Source organism: Flavobacterium notoginsengisoli (genome assembly GCF_042686225.1).
Taxonomy (GTDB): Bacteria; Bacteroidota; Bacteroidia; order Flavobacteriales; family Flavobacteriaceae; genus Flavobacterium; species Flavobacterium notoginsengisoli.
Window position 1 is genome coordinate 1,109 of sequence record NZ_JBHUOT010000012.1, and the last position, 22,552, is coordinate 23,660.

Here is a 22,552-nt window from a genome sequence, read left to right on the forward strand (position 1 = left end):
TCTCACATCCGTTTGAGCTCTGGCTTACATAATAGGTTCCTGTTGCCAAAACAGTAGTACCTGCAAGGGCTGTTCCACCTGTCAAGGCCGAATACCATTTATAAGATGCTCCAAGGGAAGCCAAATCTCCAATCGTTTTGTTTTCTGATGAACAGAAAGTCTGTGCTGCAACTGTCGGTGCCGATGGTGTAGCATTTACCGTTACCGATACCGACGATCTTGTACTCTCACATCCGTTTGAACTCTGGCTTACATAATAGGTTCCTGTCGCCAAAACCGTAGTACCTGCAAGGGCAGAACCACCTGTCAAGGCCGAATACCATTTATAAGATGCTCCAAGGGAAGCCAAATCTGCAATCGTTTTGTTTTCTGATGAACAGAAAGTCTGTGCTGCAACTGTCGGTGCCGATGGTGTAGCATTTACCGTTACCGATACCGATGCTCTTGTACTCTCACATCCGTTTGAGCTCTGGCTTACATAATAGGTTCCTGTTGCCAAAACAGTAGTACCTGCAAGGGCTGTTCCACCTGTCAAGGCCGAATACCATTTATAAGATGCTCCAAGGGAAGCCAAATCTGCAATCGTTTTGTTTTCTGATGAACAGAAAGTCTGTGCTGCAACAGTCGGTGCCGATGGTGTAGCATTTACCGTTACCGATACCGACGATCTTGTACTCTCACATCCGTTTGAACTCTGGCTTACATAATAGGTTCCTGTTGCCAAAACCGTAGTACCTGCAAGGGCTGTTCCTCCTGTCAAGGCCGAATACCATTTATAAGATGCTCCAAGGGAAGCCAAATCTGCAATCGTTTTGTTTTCTGATGAACAGAAAGTCTGAGCCGCAACTGTCGGTGCCGATGGTGTCGAATTTACCGTTACCACTACTGCCGTTCTTGAACTCTCACATCCGTCTGCAGAAGTCTGGCTTGCATAGTATGTTCTGCTGGTCAGAACATCTGAAACCGCCAATGCACTTCCACCTGTTGAGGCTGTGTACCATTTTATACTTGTTCCTGTAGCTGTCAGATTCCCAACAGTTCTATTATCTGCCGAACAGAAAGACTGCGCTGATGCTGATGGTGCCGATGGTGTCGGGTTTACCGTAACCACTACTGCCGTTCTTGAACTCTCACATCCGTCTGCAGAAGTCTGGCTTGCATAGTATGTTCTGCTGGTCAGAACATCGGAAACTGCCAGTGCACTTCCACCTGTTGAGGCTGTGTACCATTTTATACTTGTTCCTGTAGCTGTCAGATTCCCTACAGTTCTATTATCTGCCGAACAGAAAGACTGCGCTGATGCGGATGGTGCCGATGGTGTCGGGTTTACCGTAACCACTACTGCCGTTCTTGAACTCTCACATCCGTCTGCAGAAGTCTGGCTTGCATAGTATGTTCTGCTGGTCAGAACCGTACTACTGGAAAGAGCAGTACCTCCTGTTGAGGCTGTATACCATTTTATACTTGTTCCTGTAGCTGTCAGATTCCCTACAGTTCTATTATCTGCCGAACAGAAAGACTGTGCTGATGCGGATGGTGCCGATGGTGTCGGGTTTACCGTTACCACAACTGCCGTTCTTGAACTCTCACATCCGTCTGCAGAAGTCTGGCTTGCATAGTATGTTCTGCTGGTCAAAACCGTACTACTGGAAAGAGCAGTACCACCTGTTGAGGCTGTGTACCATTTTATACCTGTTCCTGTAGCTGTCAGATTCCCAACAGTTCTATTATCTGCTGAACAGAAAGACTGTGCTGATGCTGATGGAGCTGATGGTGTCGGGTTTACCGTTACCACAACTGCCGTTCTTGAACTCTCACATCCGTCTGCAGAAGTCTGGCTTGCATAGTATGTTCTGCTGGTCAAAACCGTACTACTGGAAAGAGCAGTACCACCTGTTGAGGCTGTGTACCATTTTATACCTGTTCCTGTAGCTGTCAGATTCCCAACAGTTCTATTATCTGCTGAACAGAAAGACTGTGCTGATGCTGATGGAGCTGATGGTGTCGGGTTTACCGTTACCGTTCCTGATATAGTAGCTTCTGTACAAGGAGAAGTATGTCCAGCTGTTGTTATTGTATAAGTTCCACCTACAGTTGGAGTTCCTGAAATTGTTACCGTTTTCGCATTAGTATCAACAACAGAACTCAATCCTGCTGGTAAATTAGAAACTATAGCATTTGATGCACTTCCTCCAAAAGTATATACTGTTGTAGGAATTGAAGCACCTGCACAAACTGTAGGGTTTTGTGTACCGCTTGTACGAACAATTGTAGAAGCTGTATTTATAACGGCCGTAACCGCAATTCTAGATGATGCAGAACAACCTGCAGCTGTAATAACATCTACATAATAAGTTGTGGTAGCTGATAAACTTTCTGTTGTAAAGTCTGTTCCTGTTCCTAAAGAAGTAGTACTCGTTGGAGTTGCATACCAATTAATAGTTCCTGTTGATGCCGTAGCTTTTAAAGTAACGGATCCCGTTCCACATCTTGAAGCTTCAGTTGTAGAATTTATTGTAGGTATTGTATTTATTGTTGCTTTAACTTCTGTTCTTGTTGATGTTGTACAACCATTATCAGTCGCATCAACATAATAAGATGTTGTTGTCGTTAGACTTGGTGTAGTGAAACTTGTTCCTGTCCCCAAAGAAACAGTGCTTGTTGGAGTTGCATACCAGTTAATAGTTCCTGTTGATGCACTAGCTCCTAAAGTTACCGATCCTGCACCACAACGCAAAGTTGGTGTAGTACCTGTTATAGTTGGTCTTGGATTAATTACAAAATTTGCCGCTGCCCTACAATTTGTGGTACCAGGGCATGATGCATAATACGTTCTTGTTCCTGGTGTACTTGTACTTGTCAATCCCGAACCAGTAACTCCTACTGGATTAAAAGATGCCCCTGTATAAATAGATGAACCTCCAGTAGCTGTAGTATACCATTCTATTCCTCCTACTGTATAATTTACAGTAATCTGCATATAATCAACATTTGCCGTTATATCGTTATTTCTAGTTCTAGTGATACTTGCAGATAAAGCAATCCCAAAAGTTGAATCATTAATTTCGGTTGGCGTCCAAGTTGTCCCCCATAAATCTGACGTTCCGCCATAATTGCTTACCGATGTAGAATTTGTTGACCAGTTAGTTCCTATACTTTTATTTTGGCTTGTTACTGATCCTCCTTTAATCAAACTGACTATATTATCTCTAACATAAACAGAAGCACTGTTTACACTACCATATCGTCCAATTGTAACTTGAATTCCAGTAATTGTAGCATTTGTTGGAATATTAAAATCAAAATTTGTCCCTTGAAGGTATCTAGTAATTACAGTGGTGTCTCCTCCACTATTTACCGTTGCATATGCATAACTAGAATTATTTGAAATTACTTGTGAAGGATTAGACCATACAAGTGTTCCTGTACCGTTTACACTGCTACCTGTTCCTGCCATTTTAGCTCCTGTACTATTTGGAGCTCCACAAGCAGAAGTTGCAGTTAATGATCCCGTACCATCCTGGCAAATAGTAACTCCTGTCACTGTTGGTGCATCAGCAACTGTATTTATTACTATACCTGTATTTGGAGAAGAAGTACAACCTTGCGCATTTGTTGTCGTTAATGTATATGTACCTGGTATTAAACCAGAAAAAACACCAGTTGTATTACTTATTGGTGTAGTTACAGGATTAGTTCCTACCAAAGTGTAACTAATTCCTGTACCATTTGCAGGTGTATTTACTGTTATTCTACCAGTTGGAACACTACATGTTGTCTGTGTAACAGTCGCAGTCGGAGCAACTGGTAAAGCTAAAATAGTTATATCATCAGCAGTTGTACTATTTCCATTAAAGTTCAAACCAGGTACATTCGCTTGATTGGCCCCTTCATAAGTTTTATTGGCAGTACCATATCCATTTGTAAATGCCGTAATTCTTCTAGTAGAATTTGCAGTTGTACGTGTTGGATCTAAATACAAAGCTTGTGCGTTTGAGCTATGTGCACCTGAACTAATAGACGCTGCTACTTTTCCAACCAAAGTTATCGTAACAACTCCATTCTGAGCGATATTAAATCCTCCAAAAACTGGGTTATTTGCTGTAGCTGTATTTGTTAAAGCACCAGATGGTCCAGAAGCATCAGTTGAATATGCAGCTGTAGCTGAATCAAATTCAATTCCAGTTGGAAAGCTAAAATCCAAAACAACTCCAGCAGCATTTCCTGCTCCTGTATTTTTTATTTGAATTTCGTACGAAATTTTCTCATCAATAGAATTACAAACCGAAGTGGTTGTTAAAGTTTTTACTGTAGTTCCTAAAACAGGAAAACAATTTGCATTTACCTGTAAGTTCGGTGGTACATCTGCAACTGTAAATGTTGATGTGTAGCCCTCTTGTCCGTCTTTAGCTCCATGAGTAATTCCATTTCCTGCATTAGATTTACCGGCAGCCCCCCCAAGAACATTAGAGGTAATAGTTACTGTTCCTGACAGATTATGGCAGACGATTCCACCACCACCACCACCACCTGGTCCGTGTTCATTATTTGCATCATTTTCTGTATTTCCTCCAGCTCCTCCTTTCGCTTCAACATGTATATTTGAAGTACTATTGTTAGAAACATTTAATAGAACGGTTCCTCCGGCTCCTCCTCCTCCGGCTCCATCTGGCGAACCAGAATAAGTTCCCGGAGCACCATTCCCTCCATTAGCATAAATAAATCCATCACCTAAAACATTACCAGCATTAACCAAAATTATTGCTCCACCAACACCTCCTTTTACACCACTTGAAGCATCATTTGCATCGCCAGCTCCTCCACCGCCTCCCATAATAAGTCTTGGAAAAGTGGTAGTTGTAATATAAGATTTTGAACCTGGTCTTCCTGCTCCTGTCAAATCAGGATAAGCAGCTCCGCCGCCACCTTGCCATCCTGCACCACCAAGACCTCCAAAACCTCCATTTCCACCTCCACCTCCACCAGTGTTGTGATCATTTCCTCCACCTCCCGCATTAGCGGCAGCTCCTCTTCCTGAAGATCCTCCAGGCAGACCTTCCTCTGCATTAACTACTTGGTTAAAACCATCCCACATATATTTTGGGGTTCCCGCTATACCTTCTCCTTTTCCAGAAATATTATCTCTAGTATATTCTCCTACATAAGTAGTCGCGTCATTAACTCCAGAACCAGCTCTTGGACTATACCCTCCTCTAAATCCTCTAGCACTTCCATCTATACTATATCCAGCAAAATTAAAAGTCCCTGAAACATTAAATGCAATAACACCCCCTACCGCACCATTATATGGCGGAGTGGTAATATTAGCAGTTAGTGTTAAATTGGAATATTGAGGCACTCTAATAACCTGAAATGTTCTTTTCCCTCTTGTAGTAGTAGCGTTAGCATTGAAAAAACTGTTAAAGGCTCCTCCACCTATACCTGTTCCCTTAAATGTTAAATTCCCTCCACCTAGAGGAACATTACTGGTTGCAATTACATACTCAAAAATACCAGTATTACCTAAAGCTGTAAATCCAGTACCTCCTAAATAGTCGGGGCCACTATTACTCGTTCCAGAACCATAATTAGCAGAATTTGAATAATTTATCGTCGCATCTTGCATTTGAATAATTAAAATCAAATCCCCGACTGAAATCGGAATTGTACCAAAACTGTTATTGTGTGAGTCTGCAGTTGGTACACTTCCCAGTAAAATAGATTGTGCTCCAGCATTCAATGTAACATTTCCATTAATTGGATAATAAGTGTTTACAGAATTAGTTACAGCAACTGGTCCGTCAACCCCTGGAGTTCCACAGACTTGCGCAAATAAAGACAATGGTGTTAGTACAAATAAAACAAAAAAGATTAGTCTGAAAAATCCAGACTGGCTTAAAGTAAAGTTACGCATAGACAACTTGAGTTTGTGGAACGGAAATATAAGAAGCTGAAAAACTGATGATCGTTTTTAGCATATAGGTGAAATACGAAAAATTATAGAAATTGGATTTTGTGTAGTTGAAAAAAGTTTTTTCAACACCGAAAGAGTAAAGTTTTACCATAAGCCTTTCATAGCGCAAGACAGACGTATATAGTCGTCTTTGGATTAAATTAGTAGTTTTGGAGCTACGAAAGTATAGGAAAGACTAGGTTTGCGACGATATTAGTCGATAAACTGCAAAGAAAGTCGTCGAACAACACAATTTAACAAGTGTTGATAAGTTTGTGATGTTAAAAACGTAAACATTTGACAATGAAGAGTTCAAAATTTCTTAAAGAATTACGAATAAAAACAATTCTTACAGAAAAAATTGACAAAACCCTAAATTCTATAAGATTTAAAAATAGTATTTAACTTACATCAAAAAAAATAATCAATTGATAATCAAACTACTAAATGCACTATTCCAAAAATTTAATATTCCGTTTAAGTCCCTCAAATTTTGTTCTTTTAATGGGAGAGTTTTTAAAAACAAGTTTAAATGTTTCTTCGGTTATTTCAATCCAGTCTTTTTTTGTAAAAGAGAGTAAATCTGGATTAGCATTGAATAAAGGTTCTGAGTGAGATTTAGAAAATCGATTCCATGGACAAACATCTTGACAAGTGTCACAACCAAACATCCATTCATCAAATTTCCCCTTCATTTCCTGAGGGATATTTTCTTTTAATTCGATAGTATAATACGATATACATTTGCTTCCATCTACTACATAGGGTGCAACAATTGCCTCAGTTGGACATGCATCTATACAAGCTGTACAGCTTCCACAATGATCTGTTACTGCATGATCATATTCTAAATCAAGGTCAATAATAAGTTCGGCTATGAAGTAAAAAGAACCCACTTTTTGAGTAATTAAGTTACTATTTTTCCCTATCCATCCTAAACCGCTTTTTGCTGCCCAAGCCTTATCTAAAACCGGAGCTGAATCAACAAAGGCACGTCCTGATACTTCACCTATATTCTCCTGAATTGAGTGCAAAAACTCTTTTAATTTATCCTTAATTACAAAATGGTAATCCTGTCCATAGGCATACTTTGAAATTTTAAAACTTTCATTATTTTGAACTAAGTCAGGGTAATAATTAAGTAAAAGAGAAATCACACTTTTCCCATCATCGACCAATAAAGTAGGATCTAAACGTTTATCAAAATGATTCGCCATATAAGCCATTTGACCGTTATGATTGTTGTTTAGCCATTTTTCAAGTCGGGGTGCTTCCTGTTCCAGAAAACCTGCTTTGGAAATTCCACAAGAAATAAAACCTAATCGTTTGGCTTCTTCTTTTATAAATTTCGAATATGTCTCTTTTGAATTGATACTCATCGTCTAAAAAATGAAACTTTTACATTAACAGGCTTTAGAGTAATTAAGGGATTAAACTGAATTATATCATTATTAGATTTAATGATATACATTTTCACAATTTGAGATATTGTCAGGCACATTTCATAAATGGCAAATCCAGCCCCGATACACATTCTTGGACCAGCACCAAATGGATAAAAATATTGCATTGATTCTTTCTTTTGTTCACCAAGAAATCGTTCCGGAATAAATTCATCCGGATTGTTCCAATACTTAGGATTTCGATGTAACTCGTAAAAAGAAATTCCAATTAAGGTATCTTTTTTTATTTTGAATTGAGCCAGAGAATCATCTTCAAGGTTTTGTCTGTCAGTAATCCAGGCTGGTGGGTATAACCGCATAGATTCATTCAAAACCGCATTTAGATATTCCATTTTTTGAAGCTGCTCGATAATATTATTCGTCTCTGATTCAATCTTCATGATTTCTTCAAAAACCTTTTGCTGAATCTCGGGATTTCTGCCTAGAAGATGAAGTGTAAAGGTTAAAGCATTTGCAGTTGTTTCATGTCCTGCAATAAACAAAACTTTAATTTCATCAACTAATTGTTCAACTGACATACCTTCACCGGTATCTTCATATCGGGTTTCTAGAAGCATATTCAGCAAATCATTTATTTCTTCTCCTGAAGCTTTTCTTTCTTCAATGATTTCACGAATAATACTATTATTTTCTTCAGCTAATCTAAGGTGTTTCTTAACCTGACCACTCAATGAAAACCACCAGGCTTTATGTGGAAGTCTAATTTCTTTAATTAAGAAATTCTGAACTTCTTCTATGATGAATTTGATACGCTGGAATTTATTTTCTGCTGCTGAAAGTTGAAACAAAGATTTGGCGACAACATTAAATGCCAGATTACTCATTGCAGGAAAAAGATCTATTGGCTTTTCTTCAACAAAATGATCTATTTCTGAAGTTATAACAGTATTCATATTATCAACCAGCTGATTCATTTTTTGTTTATGAAATGCCGGCTGAATCAAACGTCGTTGTTTTAACCAAAAATCGCCATCACTAGTTAAAAGTCCTTTTCCCAAATACTTAGAAAGATAGACAGACTGAAATTTAGATTTATGGTAATTCTTCTGATTCTTAACTAAAATATACTGTGCAATTTCATTATCTCTTGACAAGATTATATACTTTGAAAAACCAATTCTAATAGAAAAAGAATCTCCAAATTTCTCAAAATATTTTTTATGAAAAGGAATAGGATTTCTACGAACTCCTTCAGCATCTCTAAAAAATCTCAACAAAGATAATTTTTCGGGATAAGTATATTTTAACTTGTCAGACATAAGATTAAAACAAACCTCCTTGTATGTTTGTATTTACCTTTCCTAAATGTTTATATGCTTTTTCTGTCACTTCACGACCGCGGGGTGTACGCATAATGAATCCTTCCTGAATCAAAAATGGTTCATAAACTTCCTCAATAGTTTCGCTACTTTCAGATACAGCCGTTGCCAAAGTAGAAAGTCCAACCGGACCGCCTTTGAACTTATTAATAATAGTCAATAAAATCTTATTGTCCATTTCGTCAAGACCATGGGCATCTACATTTAATGCTTTTAAGGCATATCTCGAAATTTCAAGATCAATTCTGCCATTTCCTTTTATCTGAGCAAAATCGCGTACTCTTCGCAATAATGCATTAGCAATACGAGGAGTTCCACGGCTACGTCCTGCAATTTCAATTGCCGCTTCAAGATCAATAGGCATTTTTAAAATGCCAGCACTTCTTTCCACAATAGTCGTTAAAAGTTCCGTCGAGTAATACTGTAAACGGGAAGAAATTCCGAAACGCGCTCTCATCGGAGCTGTTAATAGTCCTGATCGAGTTGTTGCACCTATCAAAGTAAAAGGATTTAAATTGATTTGAACTGTTCTGGCATTGGGACCAGATTCAATCATAATATCAATCTTAAAATCCTCCATAGCAGAATATAAATATTCTTCAACAATGGGACTTAAACGGTGAATTTCATCAATAAATAAAACATCTCTCTCATCAAGATTAGTTAACAAACCAGCTAAGTCACCTGGTTTATCCAATACTGGTCCCGAAGTTATTTTGATTCCAACTTCCAGCTCATTAGCTAAAATATTTGCTAAAGTAGTTTTACCAAGTCCAGGTGGGCCATGAAATAAAGCGTGATCTAGAGCTTCACCACGTTGATTAGCAGCAGCAACAAATACTTTCAAATTTTCCAAAACCTGATCTTGCCCAGCAAAATCACCAAATGACAATGGACGTAATCTTTTTTCAAGATCTAATTCTTCTGAGTTATATCCTTTAGTTGTAGGATCGAGATTTTCATTCATTCTACAAAGATATAGAAAGTAATTAGTTTTGTAAAATGGTTAATCGAACGTTTAAAACTTTAACTAAACAAAAAAGACCGTCATCTCTGACGGTCTATCTTTAATATTTTTAGTGGTGTAAAACTTCTTCACCTTCTTTCATTGGTACATTTTGAGGAACAAAATCTACATCATGATTTGGGTTACTGTAATCATACGGCCAACGATATACGTGAGGAATTTCTCCTGGCCAGTTTCCGTGGATATGTTCAACTGGAGTAGTCCACTCTAAGGTTGTAGATTTCCAAGGGTTTTGAACCGCTTTTTTACCGTAGAAAATACTACTAAAGAAGTTGTATAAGAATACTAACTGGAATGCACCTCCTACAAGAGCAAATGTCGTAATTAAAACATTCACATTTTGTAAATCATCAAATAATGGGAAGTTAGTATTTGTATAATAACGTCTTGGTAAACCAGCTAATCCAATAAAGTGCATTGGGAAGAAAACTCCATAAGCACAAACTGCTGTAATCCAGAAGTGAATATAACCTAAGTTTTTATTTAACATTCTTCCGTACATTTTAGGGAACCAGTGGTAAATACCAGCAAACATTCCGTAAAGTGCAGAGATACCCATTACTAAGTGAAAGTGAGCAATTACGAAGTAAGTATCGTGAACGTTAATATCCAAAGTACTATCTCCTAAAATGATTCCTGTTAAACCTCCAGTGATGAAAGTAGAAACCATTCCGATAGAGAATAACATTGCAGGGTTAAATTGTAAGTTACCTTTCCATAAAGTTGTAATCCAGTTAAATGCTTTTACAGCTGATGGAATTGCAATCAATAAAGTAGTGAAAGTAAATACAGATCCTAAGAAAGGATTCATACCTGAAATAAACATGTGGTGACCCCATACAATAGTTGATAAGAATGCAATTGCAAGAACTGACATAATCATTGCTCTATATCCGAAGATTGGTTTACGAGAGTTCGTAGCCATAATTTCAGAAACAAGCCCCATAGCTGGTAAGATTACGATATAAACCTCAGGGTGTCCTAAGAACCAGAATAAATGCTCAAACAATACTGGAGAACCTCCTTGGTAGTGTAAAACTTCTCCTGCAATATAGATATCAGACAAGAAGAATGAAGTACCAAAACTTCTGTCAAAAATCAATAATAATGCAGCTGATAATAAAACCGGGAACGAAATAACACCAATAATAGCTGTTACGAAAAATGTCCAGATTGTAAGCGGAAGTCTAGTCATAGACATTCCTTTAGTTCTTAAATTAAGTACAGTAACAATGTAATTTAAAGATCCCATCAAAGAAGATGCGATGAAAATAGCCATCGATACTAACCATAAAGTCATACCAGTTCCAGAACCAGGAATCGCTTGTGGTAATGCACTTAATGGAGGATAAATTGTCCAACCTGCAGAAGCTGGACCAGCTTCAACAAATAATGAACATAACATAATAACTGCTGATAAGAAAAATAACCAGTAAGAAATCATATTCATGAATCCGGAAGCCATATCTCTTGCTCCAATTTGAAGCGGAATAAGTAAATTACTAAAAGTTCCACTCAAACCAGCCGTCAATACAAAGAATACCATAATGGTACCGTGAATTGTAACTAAAGCTAAATAAATATCATTTGCCATTACACCATCAGGTGCAAATTTATCTCCTAATAAAACATTAAAAATCTTAAAAGACTCTTCTGGCCAAGCCAATTGCATTCTGAAAAGCAAGGACATTGCAATACCAATGATTCCCATAATAATACCAGTAATCAAGTATTGTTTAGCAATCATTTTGTGATCAATACTAAAAATATATTTAGTAATGAACGTTTCTTTATGATGATGTTCGTGCTCGTGATCGTGTCCGTGATCGTGATCGTGCGCTTCTGCTGACATATATGTGTACTTTAAATTTTCTAAATAATATTATTTCATTGCAACTTTAGCTACAGCTGCTTTAACAGTGTCAACTACTGCCTTAACAGTATCAACAACTTTAGAAGCACTGTCAGAAGTTGGTGCAGTTCCTTCTGCTGGTTTTTCAGCAGCTTTTGCTGCAGCGATATCCTGAGCTAAAGTAGTTTTTTCACTTAACCATTTTTTATAATCCTCAGGAGTATCTACAACCACTTTCATTTGCATGTTATAGTGAGAAGCTCCACAGATTTTATTACATAACAATAAATAATCAAATGTGTAAGGATCTAAAGCTGTACCACCTTTTTCAACTAACTCAATGCTTTTTTCAGCTCTAAGTTTATTGATATGCGCAACTTTTTCAATCATAAATGGTAATTCTCTATATTCCGCAGTTGTATAAGTTGGAACAAAAGCAAACTCAGTAACCATACCAGGAACACAGTTCATTTGTGCTCTAAAGTGTGGGAAATAAGCTGAGTGCAAAACGTCTTGAGAACGCATTTTGAAGTGAACTTTTTTACCTTTAGGAATATGCAATTCAGAAACTACGATATCATCTTGAGAATTTTTATCAGACATATCTACTCCTAAAGTATTTACACCTTCAATTAATCTTACATTAGCTTTCCCTAAAGTATTATCAGCACCAGCATATCTTGCAGTCCATTTAAACTGCTGAGCATACAACTCGATTTCTATAACATCCTCATCTTTATCAACAAACATAATGTTATTCCAAGCATACAATCCATAAAGAATTAAACAAGCTAAAACTACAGAAGGAATAATACTCCAAATTGCTTCTAATTTATTACTATCAGCAAAGAATAATGCTTTTTTATCTTTATGTCCTCTATTTTTAAACGAGAACCAGTATAATAAACCTTGAGTAATTACCTGCACAGTAAAAATTAAAACCCAAGTAATATTCATTAAATTATCTACTAAAAGACCATGCTCTGAAGCAGGAGTATGAAGCGCCAAATTACCCCATTTTAGTAAACCATAAATAGTAAATATATAAATGAAAGCTAAAAAGCCAAACATGATATACCCCTGAATGTTATTGTCATTATCCGATGCAACCTGAGAATCGTCCGAAGATGCTCCTACCTGAGTAAGATCAAATATCTTGGTCAATTGCCATAATGCAACTGCTAATAAAACTAAAACTATAATTACCAACAAACTTGTCATCTGTTTACTTCTTTAAATATTAATAATGAAAATGTTTACTTTCTTCAATGAAAGGATTTCTTTTTGCAAGCAAAGGAGATTTAGTTAATGCAGTAAATACAACAAATATAAATAAACCTAAGAAGAAAAGAATCGATGCAATTTCAGGAACTCCAATAAACCATTTGTCTCCTACAGTACCAGGCATAATCATATTAAAGAAATCAACATAATGACCTAATAATATTACAATACCTGCCATTACAACAACCCAGTTAAGACGTTTGAAATCAGTATTGATTAATATTAATAATGGGAAAACAAAGTTCATAACAACCGCACCAAAGAAAGGAAGGTTATACAATTGAATTCTTGTTACAAAATAAGTTACCTCCTCTGGAATGTTAGCATACCAGATCAACATAAATTGAGAGAACCATAAATAAGTCCAGAATACACTAATACCAAACATGAATTTAGCTAAATCGTGAATGTGACTGTTATTTACATACTCTAAATATCCTTTTGATTTTAAGTAGATAGTAACTAAAGCTATAGTTGTAATACCGCTTACAAAGAAAGAAGCAAATACATACCATCCAAATAAAGTACTGAACCAGTGTGGATCAAAAGACATAATCCAGTCCCAAGACATAATAGACTCAGAAACTATAAAGAATACTAAGAATCCTGCAGAAGCTTTAAAATTCTTTTTGTAGTAAAGATCATCATTTGCTTCATCTTGTGCTAAACAGTTTTTTCTAGAAAAATGACGATAAATATTCCATCCTAATAAAAAGATAAAAGCTCTTGCAATCCAGAAAGGAAAATTTAAGTATCCAGATTTTCCAGCGATGATAGCATCATAATTTGGGCTTTTCGGATCTGTTACACCTTCACCTAACCATACAAAAATATGATTAAAATGTAATCCGCATAGTACCAAAAGTATAAAGAAGATTACAGAACCTGCTGGTAAATAAGCAGTAATTCCTTGCATAACTCTAAACAAAACTGGAGACCAACCTGCCTGAGCAACTTGTTGAATAGCATAGAAAGCTAAAACTCCCATTGATAGTAGCAAAAAGAAAATACAAGCTACATATACTGCAGACCAAGGTTTATTTTGCAATTGGTGCAATACATGCTCTAAATGTTTTTCGTGCTCATTTGCACCTGAAACTTCAGCATGTCCAGCAGCTTTATGCGCATCATGTGATGCTTCAGCAGCCTCATGATGACCTGCTTCTTTGTGAGATGCCTCCGCTTTCTCTTCATGTGCAGCACCATGGGAACCATGTTCATCTGCAGCTAGTATTTTTTCAACTTCTTGAATATCTTTTGGCGCACTTAAAAAACCATACCCAATTCCTAATATACCTAAGGCCATTAAGATGATAGAAAAAGTTTTTAATTTACTTGAAAATGTGTACATATCTATTACGATCAGTTTGTTCAACAATTATAATTGGCTTTTTAGTTTCAGAACATAGTCAGCAACTAACCAACGTTCGTGAGCACTTAATTGATTTGCATGTGAACCCATTGCATTTAAACCATAAGTCTCAACATGAAAGATACTTCCCTCAGTGATTTCTCTGTCTTTGTAGCTAGGTACTCCAAGAAATTTTTCTCTTTCAACCAATTTACCTTTACCATTACCAGTAGCACCATGGCAGCTGATACAATAAATTTCGAAAAGTTCTTTTCCTTTTCCAGAATTTCTCTCTTCTTCAGTCAAAGGCGATTTTAAATTAGCTTTTGCCGCTTCATAACCTGCCGTTGAATTTTCATATTCATAAGGTTCAAAACCTCTATTAATAGTTCCTGCAACAGGAAGCTGTCCTTCTTTTCCTCCCTTGAACACTTTAGCTTCTGTATATGGCTCGTAAGCAACAGACTCATACATATTTGGGAAATACTGATAGTTTGGTGCCGAATTATTGTGGCAAGATGAAACTAAAATAGTCAAACCAACTAATAGTGTTATTTTATATATCTTTTTCATAGCTACAATTAATTCTTTTCAATTACTTTAACTTCAACAGCTCCGGTTCCTTCAAAGAAAGATACTAATTCTGCTTCGTTATCATTTACGGCAACCTCCATCAAAAAGTGATCATCAGTTGTTCTTACATCTGGATTTTCAGCTTCTTTAAAAGGCCATAATCTACTTCTCATATAAAAAGTAATTACCATTAAGTGAGCAGCAAAAAATACAGTCATCTCGAACATAATTGGCACAAAAGAAGGCATGTTTTGAATAAAACTAAAACTTGGTTTACCTCCAATATCCTGTGGCCAATCGTGAATCATAATATAACTCATCATTGTTGTTGCAACAGAAATACCAACACATCCATATAAAAAAGCACATATTGCTAATCTTGTTGGCGCTAATCCCATAGCTTTATCCAATCCGTGAACTGGGAATGGAGTAAAAACTTCTTCAATATGATGATGAGCAGCTCTTGTTTTCTTTACTGCACTCATCAAAACGTCATCGTCATTATAAATGGCGTATATAACTTTATTACTCATGATGTGAATCTTTACTGTTTGCTCTTTCTCTAATATAATTATCTCCTGTTCCTTTCAAAATTGTTTTAACCTCTGCCTGAGCAATTACAGGGAAAGTTCTTGAGTACAATAAAAACAATACGAAGAAGAAACCAATTGTTCCAATGAAAATTCCAATATCAACAAATGTTGGTGAGAACATTGTCCAAGAAGATGGAAGGTAATCTCTATGTAAAGAAGTAACAATAATTACGAATCTTTCAAACCACATACCGATGTTTACTACAATCGAGATGATGAATGAGAACATGATACTTGTTCTTAATTTTTTAAACCACATAAATTGAGGAGAGAACACGTTACATGTCATCATCGACCAATATGCCCACCAGTAAGGTCCAGTAGCTCTGTTTAAGAATGCATATTGTTCATATTCCACTCCAGAATACCAAGCTACGAATAACTCAGTGATGTACGCCACACCTACAATCGAACCAGTAATCATAATAATGATGTTCATTAATTCAATATGTTGTAATGTGATGTAAGCTTCAAGGTTAGAAACTTTTCTCATAACGATCAACAAGGTATTTACCATTGCAAATCCAGAGAAAACCGCTCCCGCAACGAAGTAAGGAGGGAAAATTGTTGTATGCCATCCAGGAATTACAGAAGTAGCAAAGTCCATAGATACAATTGTGTGTACAGAAAGTACAAGAGGAGTAGCTAAACCAGCTAATACTAAAGATACTTCTTCGAAACGCTGCCAATCTTTTGCTCTACCGCTCCATCCGAAACTTAGGATAGAATAAACCCTTTTGTTAAATGGAGTTATAGCTCTATCACGAAGCATTGCAAAGTCAGGTAACAAACCAGTCCACCAGAACACTAATGAAACTGAAAGATAAGTTGAGATTGCAAATACGTCCCATAATAATGGCGAGTTAAAGTTTACCCAAAGAGATCCAAATTGATTTGGAATAGGCAATACCCAGTATGCTAACCATGGACGTCCCATGTGAATAATTGGAAATAGACCTGCTTGAACTACTGAGAAGATGGTCATTGCTTCCGCCGAACGGTTAATAGCCATTCTCCAACGTTGACGGAAAAGTAATAATACCGCAGAAATTAATGTTCCGGCGTGACCAATACCTACCCACCAAACAAAGTTAGTGATATCCCAAGCCCAACCAACTGTTTTATTTAATCCCCATGTTCCGATACCGGTAGATACGGTGTAAATTATACAACCTAACCCCCAAAGGAAGGCTACTAATGCGATTGTAAATACAATCCACCATTGTTTATTTGCAGGTCCTTCAACAGGCGCTGCCACATCTACAGTTACATCGTGATATGATTTATCACCTATAACTAAAGGTTTTCTAATGGGTGCTTCGTAATGAGACGACATAATCCTTTATATTGTTTCTTAATTAATAATTTTACTAAGTATTTCTAACTTTTACATGATAGAAAACATTTGGTTTTGTACCCACATGCTCTAATAAGTGATATGCTCTTTCGCTTTCAGCAAGTTTAGCAACTTCACTTTCTTTATCATTAACGTCTCCGAAGACCATAGCTCCAGAAGAACAAGCAGCAGAACAAGCACAAGCATTGTTGAACTCATCTTTTGCCACTACTCTACCTTCACGTTTTGCCTTAAGAATTACAGCTTGAGTACTTTGGATACAGAAAGAACATTTTTCCATAACACCACGAGAACGAACATTTACATCTGGATTTAATACCATACGACCTAAATCGTCATTCATATGATAATCGAATTCACTGTTTTTGTTGTACAAGAACCAGTTAAAACGACGTACTTTATAAGGACAGTTGTTTGCACAATAACGAGTACCAACACATCTGTTATAAGCCATGTGGTTTTGACCCTGACGACCATGAGATGTAGCTGCTACCGGACAAACTGTCTCACAAGGTGCGTGATTACAGTGTTGACACATTACTGGCTGGAATGCAACTTGTGGATTATCTCCAGGTTTTTCCATTTCATTGAATGTAGACAATGAACTAGATAAACCAGCAATTCCTTCTTTTCTTTCATTATCACCTTCGAAAGTACTTTCAGAAGAATAGTATCTATCGATACGTAACCAGTGCATATCACGGCTTCTTCTAACTTCAGCTTTACCTACAACAGGAACGTTGTTCTCAGCGTGACAAGCAATAACACAAGCCCCACAACCAGTACAAGCATTTAAGTCAATTGAAAGATTAAAGTGGTGACCAGTTGTACGATCAAACGACTCCCAAAGGTCAACCGTAGTAGCTTCCACTTCCTGGTGATCTAAAGATACCATTGGCTTTTCATTCCAATGTTCTGCATCTTCAGTATTGAATATTTTTAAAGTAGTTTCTTTAATGATATCTCCTCTACCCATTAATGTTTTCTGACCCTGAACACAAGCAAACTCATGTTCTCCAGAAGCTTTAACGATAGATACAGACTGAACACCATTAAATCCTTTATATAAAGCGTAAGCATTTAAACCTACTTGCATTTCTTCTTTTAAAGAAGCTTTACGTCCATAACCAACAGCTAAACCAATAGTTCCGACTGCCTGACCTGGCTGAACAATAACCGGAACATTTTCTAATTTCACTCCATCAGCAGTAGTAATAGTAGCATAACTACCATTTAAACCACCATTTGCAACGATTTCATTAGATAAACCGATTTTTTTAGCATCAGCATTAGAAACTGTTACATAGTTATCCCAAGAAACTCTTGTAATTGGATCTGGAAACTCTTGCAACCAAGGGTTGTTTGCATGTTGTCCATCCCCTAAACCTGTTTTAGTGTATAATACTAACTCATACTCCCCAGCTGGTTTTGATTTTGAAACAGCATTTGCAGCAGAAGCAGCATCAATAGCACCTCCAGACAAAGCTGTAACTCCAACAACCGCTACACCATCATGCAATACTTTATTCCAAGAAGATCCCGCAGTAAAAGCAGCAGAATTAGTTTTTAAGTAATCATAGAAAGTACCTGCAGTACCATTCAATGACAATAAAACATCCTGAAATTGTTTTGTATTGAAAATAGGACGAATAGTTGGTTGCGTTAAACTATAAGTACCGCTAGTTATTTCAACGTCACCCCAAGACTCTAAATAATGAGGAGCAGGAGCAGCAACAGTAACAACTGAAGCAGTCTCATCTTCTTTTAATGCAAAAGCAACAGAAGTTTTAACTTTTTTCAATCCAGAAACGAAAGCCTCTGAATCAGCTAATGTATAAACTGGATTTACACCACTCATAATCAAAGTATGAACACTTCCTGCATTCAAATCTTTAATCAACTGAGAAACAACAGCATTAGAACCTTTTCTAATTTGTCTTGCTCCAGCAGTACTAAAAGCTTCACTAGCCAATATCTGATTGATAGCTAAAACTAATAATTGGGCATTTTTATCTTCAATTCCAGATACTAAAACTCCTTTTGATCCAGCAGCTTTAAGTTGTTGTGCAGCTTTAACTACTTCAGCTTTAGCATTTCCTTCTAAAGCCACAGGAACAGAAGCACCTGCAATAATATTATAAATTTGAACTAAAGCTTGTTTTTGAGCAGCCGTAGTCATTGGAACACGCTTATCAGCAGCAGCTCCAGATAATGTCATATTTGATTCAAACTGGAAGTGACGAGACATTTTTCCATTTTGAGGAATACGTCCTTTAGCATATCCAGAATCATATCCACCACCTTGCCAGTCTCCTAAGAAATCAGCACCAACAGATAGAATTAAAGAAGCCTTTGAGAAATCATAATCAACCAAGGCTCTTTGACCATATACAGCTTCAAAAGCATCTAAAGCTTCTGATGAAGAAACTGCATCATAAACAACATGCTTAGCGTTTGGATTTTTAGCAATAAACTCAGCAATTAATTTCTCTGTAGATGGACTTGCTAAAGTATTAGTTAACAATACAACCTGACCACCTTTAGCTTTTGCATCAGCTAAACTTGATTTGATTTTTAAATCAACCGCAGACCAAGTAGAATTTTTACCCTCTACTTTTGGCTCTTGCAAACGACCACTATCATACAATCCTAAGATAGATGCATGAATTCTGGCATTTGCAGCAAATTTAGCTCCTGCAATTGTATTGTTTTCAATTTTAATTGGACGACCCTCACGAGTTTTAACCAAAAGGTTTGCAAAATCAAAACCATCAAAAACGGTAGTTGCATAATAATCTGCAACACCAGGAATGATTTGCTCTGGTTGTAATACATAAGGGATAGACTTGTGAACCGGACCTTCGCAAGCAGCTAAAGTAACAGCTGCAGTACTAAACCCTACGTACTTTAAAAAGTCACGACGTGAAGTCCCAGATGTAGATAAAGCCTCAGCGTTACCTAAAAACTCATCAGTAGGAATTTCTTCAACAAATTCGTTATTTCTAAGCGCCTCAACAATAGAGCTGTTTTCTAGCTCCTCAACACTTTTCCAGTATTTTTTGTTTGATGACATTGTATATATATATTAAAATCTTAATAAATCGATTAATAGTGGCATTTACCGCATTCTAAACCTCCCATTTGCGCTGCAGTTAATTTCTCTACACCGTATTTTTTAGAAAGCTCAGCATGAATCTTATCATAGTAAGCGTTACCTTCCATTTTAACATCAGTTTTTCTATGGCAATCAACACACCATCCCATTGTTAATTTAGAGTATTGCTTCATGATTTCAAATTCTTGTACCGGACCATGACAAGTTTGACATTCAATTCCAGCAACAGAAACGTGTTGTGAGTGATTGAAATAAACAAAGTCAGGAAGATTATGAATACGAACCCATTTTACAGGCATTGTTTTTCCAGTATAAGCCTGTTTAGTCTTATCCCATCCAACAGCATCATATAATTTTTGGATTTGAGCATCGTAAAAAGCTTTGCTGTACTCAGGAGTAGCAGTAGTTTCAGCAACTTCAGAAATGTTTTTATGACAGTTCATACAAACATTTAACGAAGGAATACCAGCTGTTTTACTTACACGAGCAGCAGAGTGGCAATATTTACAATTGATTTCGTTATCACCAGCGTGAATTTTGTGAGAATAGTGAATTGGCTGAATTGGCTCATAATTCTGATCTACACCCACTTGCATTAAGTAACCGTATACAAAATAACCACTTGCCAAAAGCAAAAAGATAGAAGTCACTAAAACCAAAAATTGATTTTTAACGAAAGCTTTCCAAATTGGAGTTCTCGCCTCTTTTGGAGCTACTTCAATACCGTTTTTATTTGCAACTTTAGTTAATACTTTGTTCACCATGAACAACATCACAACCAAAATAGCCATTACAAGAGCAAGAGCTCCTAAAATAATATTATTTGAAATTCCGCCACCATCAACTTTTTGCCCCGGAGGAACAGTACCAGGAGTCACAGCAGGCTCAGCTTTAGGCTGAGAAGTATAAGCTAAAATATTATCAATATCTCCTTCAGACAATTGAGGAAAAGAAGTCATCACTGCTTTGTTGTTTTCCTCAAAAAGTTTAACCGCAACAGCATCACCTGACTTAATCATGTCAGAACTGTTATGCACCCACTTGTAAATCCAAGCTTTATCATGCTTATCAGCAACCCCTCTTAAAGCCGGACCTGTTGATTTAGCATCTAATTTGTGACATGCAGCGCAATTTGCATTAAAAAGTTCTTTCCCTTTTACTGGATCACCGCCTCCCGCAGCTGGAGCAGCAGCCGCAGCTTCAGGTGCCGCCGGAGCAGCAGCAGGATCTTGAGCGAATGAAGTTAGGGAGAAAATTAACGTCAGCGATAAGCCAAACAGCAATTTTCTTGAGATCGAATTATGGTTACCCACCTTTTTCATATAGTATAAATAATTGTCTACTAATTTTTGGTATGATTTTTTCTGTATAAAACTCAGGAAAAATCTATACCCTCTTTTAAAACTTGCACAAAAATACGACTTATGAACTATTCTCAAAACCTTAAAATACCCTTAAATATCAATTTATATCAATTCTAAATAATATTAAAATTTTACACTCAAACTTTAAATAGTATTTTTGCATAAAAACCATCACATTATGAGAATTTTAAGTCCCTCGAAAAACCTTTTATTAACAATTACAACGATTGCCTTTGCGCACAATATTAACGCGCAAGACCAAAATTTAACATTGAATCAAGATTCCAAATTCGAGCAATTGTTAAACGAGAAGCGTAAAATTAACACGTCAATAAATACAAACGACACTTACAGAATCCAAATCTTTAGTGGTAAAAGCGACGAAGCAAAAAAAACACTTTCAGATTTCAAAAGAGAAAATCCAAGTATTGACGGAACCATCATTTTTAGCACACCAAACTATAAAGTAATAGTAGGCAATTTTAAAACCAGAATTGAAGCTGAAAGAAATCTGGCAGACATCAGAAATAGATACAAAAGCGTTTTCCTTTTAAAACCAGGAAAATAAACCTCTAAAAACAAAAAAAGCGAGATTTTCATCTCGCTTTTTTCATTAAATCCTATAAAAAAACTCCGCCTAAAGCCAAATCTTAAAGCACTTTTGCTTTTAGTTCACTACTTTAATTCCATTCGCTAAAAAGCGTATTTCCTCCTTTGGAGTAGTTATCGCATCTATTTCTGCTTTCGATTTTTTAGCATCCTTCGCATAATGCTTCAACTCCTCTACAGATGTAATTTTTCTTTCAGCATTGCCCACTAAAACCACCTTTTTCCCTTTAGCCGCTGTTGGCACAAAAAAAGCATAATCCTTCATTTTTACAAAAAAAGAAGAACCATCTTCTGTTTTAAGACTAATCCAACAACCCCTTTTTGGACAAACTCCTGTTACCTCTCCTTTAACAGCTATATTCTCAATCTTTTTATCCGTCTTTAGTTTATCTTCTAACTGATCAACAGAAATCGCATTCTTCTGTGATAAACCTGAAACATCCGCCCCATAATAATCCCCAACTAACGCATCGCCAGGTGGCGGTGCCGGCTTTTCAACATCTTCTTGTGCAAAACAAAAAGAAGAAAAACTTAAAAACAAAACAGCAGTATATATTCTCAATTTCATATTGTATAAATTTAATTTAAACCAAAAATAAGACTAAAATTTGACAATCGATTATTGCATGACTATTTTATAAATAAGCAAAAAAAAGTCCCAACTTTCGTCAGGACTTTTTAAATATATTTCA

At 36.6% G+C, this 22,552-nt stretch carries 14 protein-coding genes; 1 reads left to right on the forward strand and 13 read right to left on the reverse strand.

The features are described 5' to 3' along the window. The 12 genes from ACFS3A_RS22115 to ACFS3A_RS22170 form a co-directional block, all read right to left on the reverse strand. Window positions 1–5,914, reverse strand: a 5,914-nt coding sequence (locus ACFS3A_RS22115) for an Ig-like domain-containing protein (protein WP_449267447.1), incomplete at its 3' end; no start/stop codon positions are given. A 491-nt stretch (window positions 5,915–6,405) separates the two neighbouring features. Then, on the reverse strand, window positions 6,406–7,332 hold the full coding sequence (gene queG / locus ACFS3A_RS22120; RefSeq protein WP_379827741.1) for a tRNA epoxyqueuosine(34) reductase QueG: 927 nt from the start codon (window positions 7,330–7,332) through the stop codon (window positions 6,406–6,408). After that, a complete protein-coding gene (locus tag ACFS3A_RS22125; RefSeq protein ID WP_379827743.1) occupies window positions 7,329–8,675 on the reverse strand; it encodes a cytochrome P450 in 1,347 nt (448 codons plus the stop codon). Before ACFS3A_RS22125 ends, queG begins: the two co-directional genes overlap by 4 nt. A gap of 4 nt (window positions 8,676–8,679) precedes the next feature. After that, on the reverse strand, window positions 8,680–9,702 hold the full coding sequence (ruvB, locus tag ACFS3A_RS22130) for a Holliday junction branch migration DNA helicase RuvB (RefSeq protein ID WP_379827744.1): 1,023 nt from the start codon (window positions 9,700–9,702) through the stop codon (window positions 8,680–8,682). A gap of 109 nt (window positions 9,703–9,811) precedes the next feature. Beyond that, on the reverse strand, window positions 9,812–11,614 hold the full coding sequence (locus ACFS3A_RS22135) for a cytochrome c oxidase subunit I (RefSeq protein WP_379827746.1): 1,803 nt from the start codon (window positions 11,612–11,614) through the stop codon (window positions 9,812–9,814). A gap of 30 nt (window positions 11,615–11,644) precedes the next feature. Continuing rightward, window positions 11,645–12,835: a cytochrome c oxidase subunit II gene (locus ACFS3A_RS22140; RefSeq protein WP_379827747.1), complete on the reverse strand. Its 1,191-nt coding sequence runs from the start codon at window positions 12,833–12,835 to the stop codon at window positions 11,645–11,647. Window positions 12,836–12,854: 19 nt separating this feature from the next. Then, window positions 12,855–14,249: a quinol:cytochrome C oxidoreductase gene (locus ACFS3A_RS22145; protein WP_379827749.1), complete on the reverse strand. Its 1,395-nt coding sequence runs from the start codon at window positions 14,247–14,249 to the stop codon at window positions 12,855–12,857. 27 nt (window positions 14,250–14,276) lie between these two features. Then, complete coding sequence (locus tag ACFS3A_RS22150; RefSeq protein WP_379827750.1) at window positions 14,277–14,822, reverse strand: c-type cytochrome; 546 nt, start codon at window positions 14,820–14,822, stop codon at window positions 14,277–14,279. An 8-nt stretch (window positions 14,823–14,830) separates the two neighbouring features. Further along, entirely contained in the window at window positions 14,831–15,355 is a 525-nt protein-coding gene (locus ACFS3A_RS22155; protein ID WP_109191793.1) for a DUF3341 domain-containing protein, read from the reverse strand. Beyond that, on the reverse strand, window positions 15,348–16,751 hold the full coding sequence (gene nrfD, locus ACFS3A_RS22160; protein WP_109191792.1) for an NrfD/PsrC family molybdoenzyme membrane anchor subunit: 1,404 nt from the start codon (window positions 16,749–16,751) through the stop codon (window positions 15,348–15,350). The genes ACFS3A_RS22155 and nrfD overlap by 8 nt, the downstream gene beginning before the upstream one ends. Window positions 16,752–16,785: 34 nt before the next feature. After that, window positions 16,786–19,845 carry a TAT-variant-translocated molybdopterin oxidoreductase gene (locus tag ACFS3A_RS22165; RefSeq protein ID WP_379827751.1) on the reverse strand — a complete coding sequence of 1,020 codons (3,060 nt, stop codon included), beginning with the start codon at window positions 19,843–19,845 and terminating at the stop codon, window positions 16,786–16,788. Between the two features lie 32 nt (window positions 19,846–19,877). Continuing rightward, window positions 19,878–21,209 carry a c-type cytochrome gene (locus ACFS3A_RS22170; protein ID WP_379827752.1) on the reverse strand — a complete coding sequence of 444 codons (1,332 nt, stop codon included), beginning with the start codon at window positions 21,207–21,209 and terminating at the stop codon, window positions 19,878–19,880. Between the two features lie 220 nt (window positions 21,210–21,429). On the opposite strand from ACFS3A_RS22170, the gene ACFS3A_RS22175 reads away from it, so the two are divergent. Beyond that, window positions 21,430–21,819: an SPOR domain-containing protein gene (locus tag ACFS3A_RS22175; RefSeq protein ID WP_379827753.1), complete on the forward strand. Its 390-nt coding sequence runs from the start codon at window positions 21,430–21,432 to the stop codon at window positions 21,817–21,819. A 99-nt stretch (window positions 21,820–21,918) separates the two neighbouring features. On the opposite strand, the gene ACFS3A_RS22180 is transcribed toward ACFS3A_RS22175, so the two are convergent. Then, entirely contained in the window at window positions 21,919–22,428 is a 510-nt protein-coding gene (locus ACFS3A_RS22180) for a DUF4920 domain-containing protein (RefSeq protein ID WP_379827754.1), read from the reverse strand. Window positions 22,429–22,552 lie beyond the last annotated feature (124 nt).

Bases quoted from the DNA above. Each gene is read 5' to 3' on its own strand.
- queG (WP_379827741.1), bottom strand. From the start codon at position 7,332: ATGAGTATCAATTCAAAAGAGACATATTCGAAATTTATAAAAGAAGAA.
- ACFS3A_RS22125 (WP_379827743.1), bottom strand. From the start codon at position 8,675: ATGTCTGACAAGTTAAAATATACTTATCCCGAAAAATTATCTTTGTTG.
- ruvB (WP_379827744.1), bottom strand. From the start codon at position 9,702: ATGAATGAAAATCTCGATCCTACAACTAAAGGATATAACTCAGAAGAA.
- ACFS3A_RS22135 (WP_379827746.1), bottom strand. From the start codon at position 11,614: ATGTCAGCAGAAGCGCACGATCACGATCACGGACACGATCACGAGCAC.
- ACFS3A_RS22140 (WP_379827747.1), bottom strand. From the start codon at position 12,835: ATGACAAGTTTGTTGGTAATTATAGTTTTAGTTTTATTAGCAGTTGCA.
- ACFS3A_RS22145 (WP_379827749.1), bottom strand. From the start codon at position 14,249: ATGTACACATTTTCAAGTAAATTAAAAACTTTTTCTATCATCTTAATG.
- ACFS3A_RS22150 (WP_379827750.1), bottom strand. From the start codon at position 14,822: ATGAAAAAGATATATAAAATAACACTATTAGTTGGTTTGACTATTTTA.
- ACFS3A_RS22155 (WP_109191793.1), bottom strand. From the start codon at position 15,355: ATGAGTAATAAAGTTATATACGCCATTTATAATGACGATGACGTTTTG.
- nrfD (WP_109191792.1), bottom strand. From the start codon at position 16,751: ATGTCGTCTCATTACGAAGCACCCATTAGAAAACCTTTAGTTATAGGT.
- ACFS3A_RS22165 (WP_379827751.1), bottom strand. From the start codon at position 19,845: ATGTCATCAAACAAAAAATACTGGAAAAGTGTTGAGGAGCTAGAAAAC.
- ACFS3A_RS22170 (WP_379827752.1), bottom strand. From the start codon at position 21,209: ATGAAAAAGGTGGGTAACCATAATTCGATCTCAAGAAAATTGCTGTTT.
- ACFS3A_RS22175 (WP_379827753.1), top strand. From the start codon at position 21,430: ATGAGAATTTTAAGTCCCTCGAAAAACCTTTTATTAACAATTACAACG.
- ACFS3A_RS22180 (WP_379827754.1), bottom strand. From the start codon at position 22,428: ATGAAATTGAGAATATATACTGCTGTTTTGTTTTTAAGTTTTTCTTCT.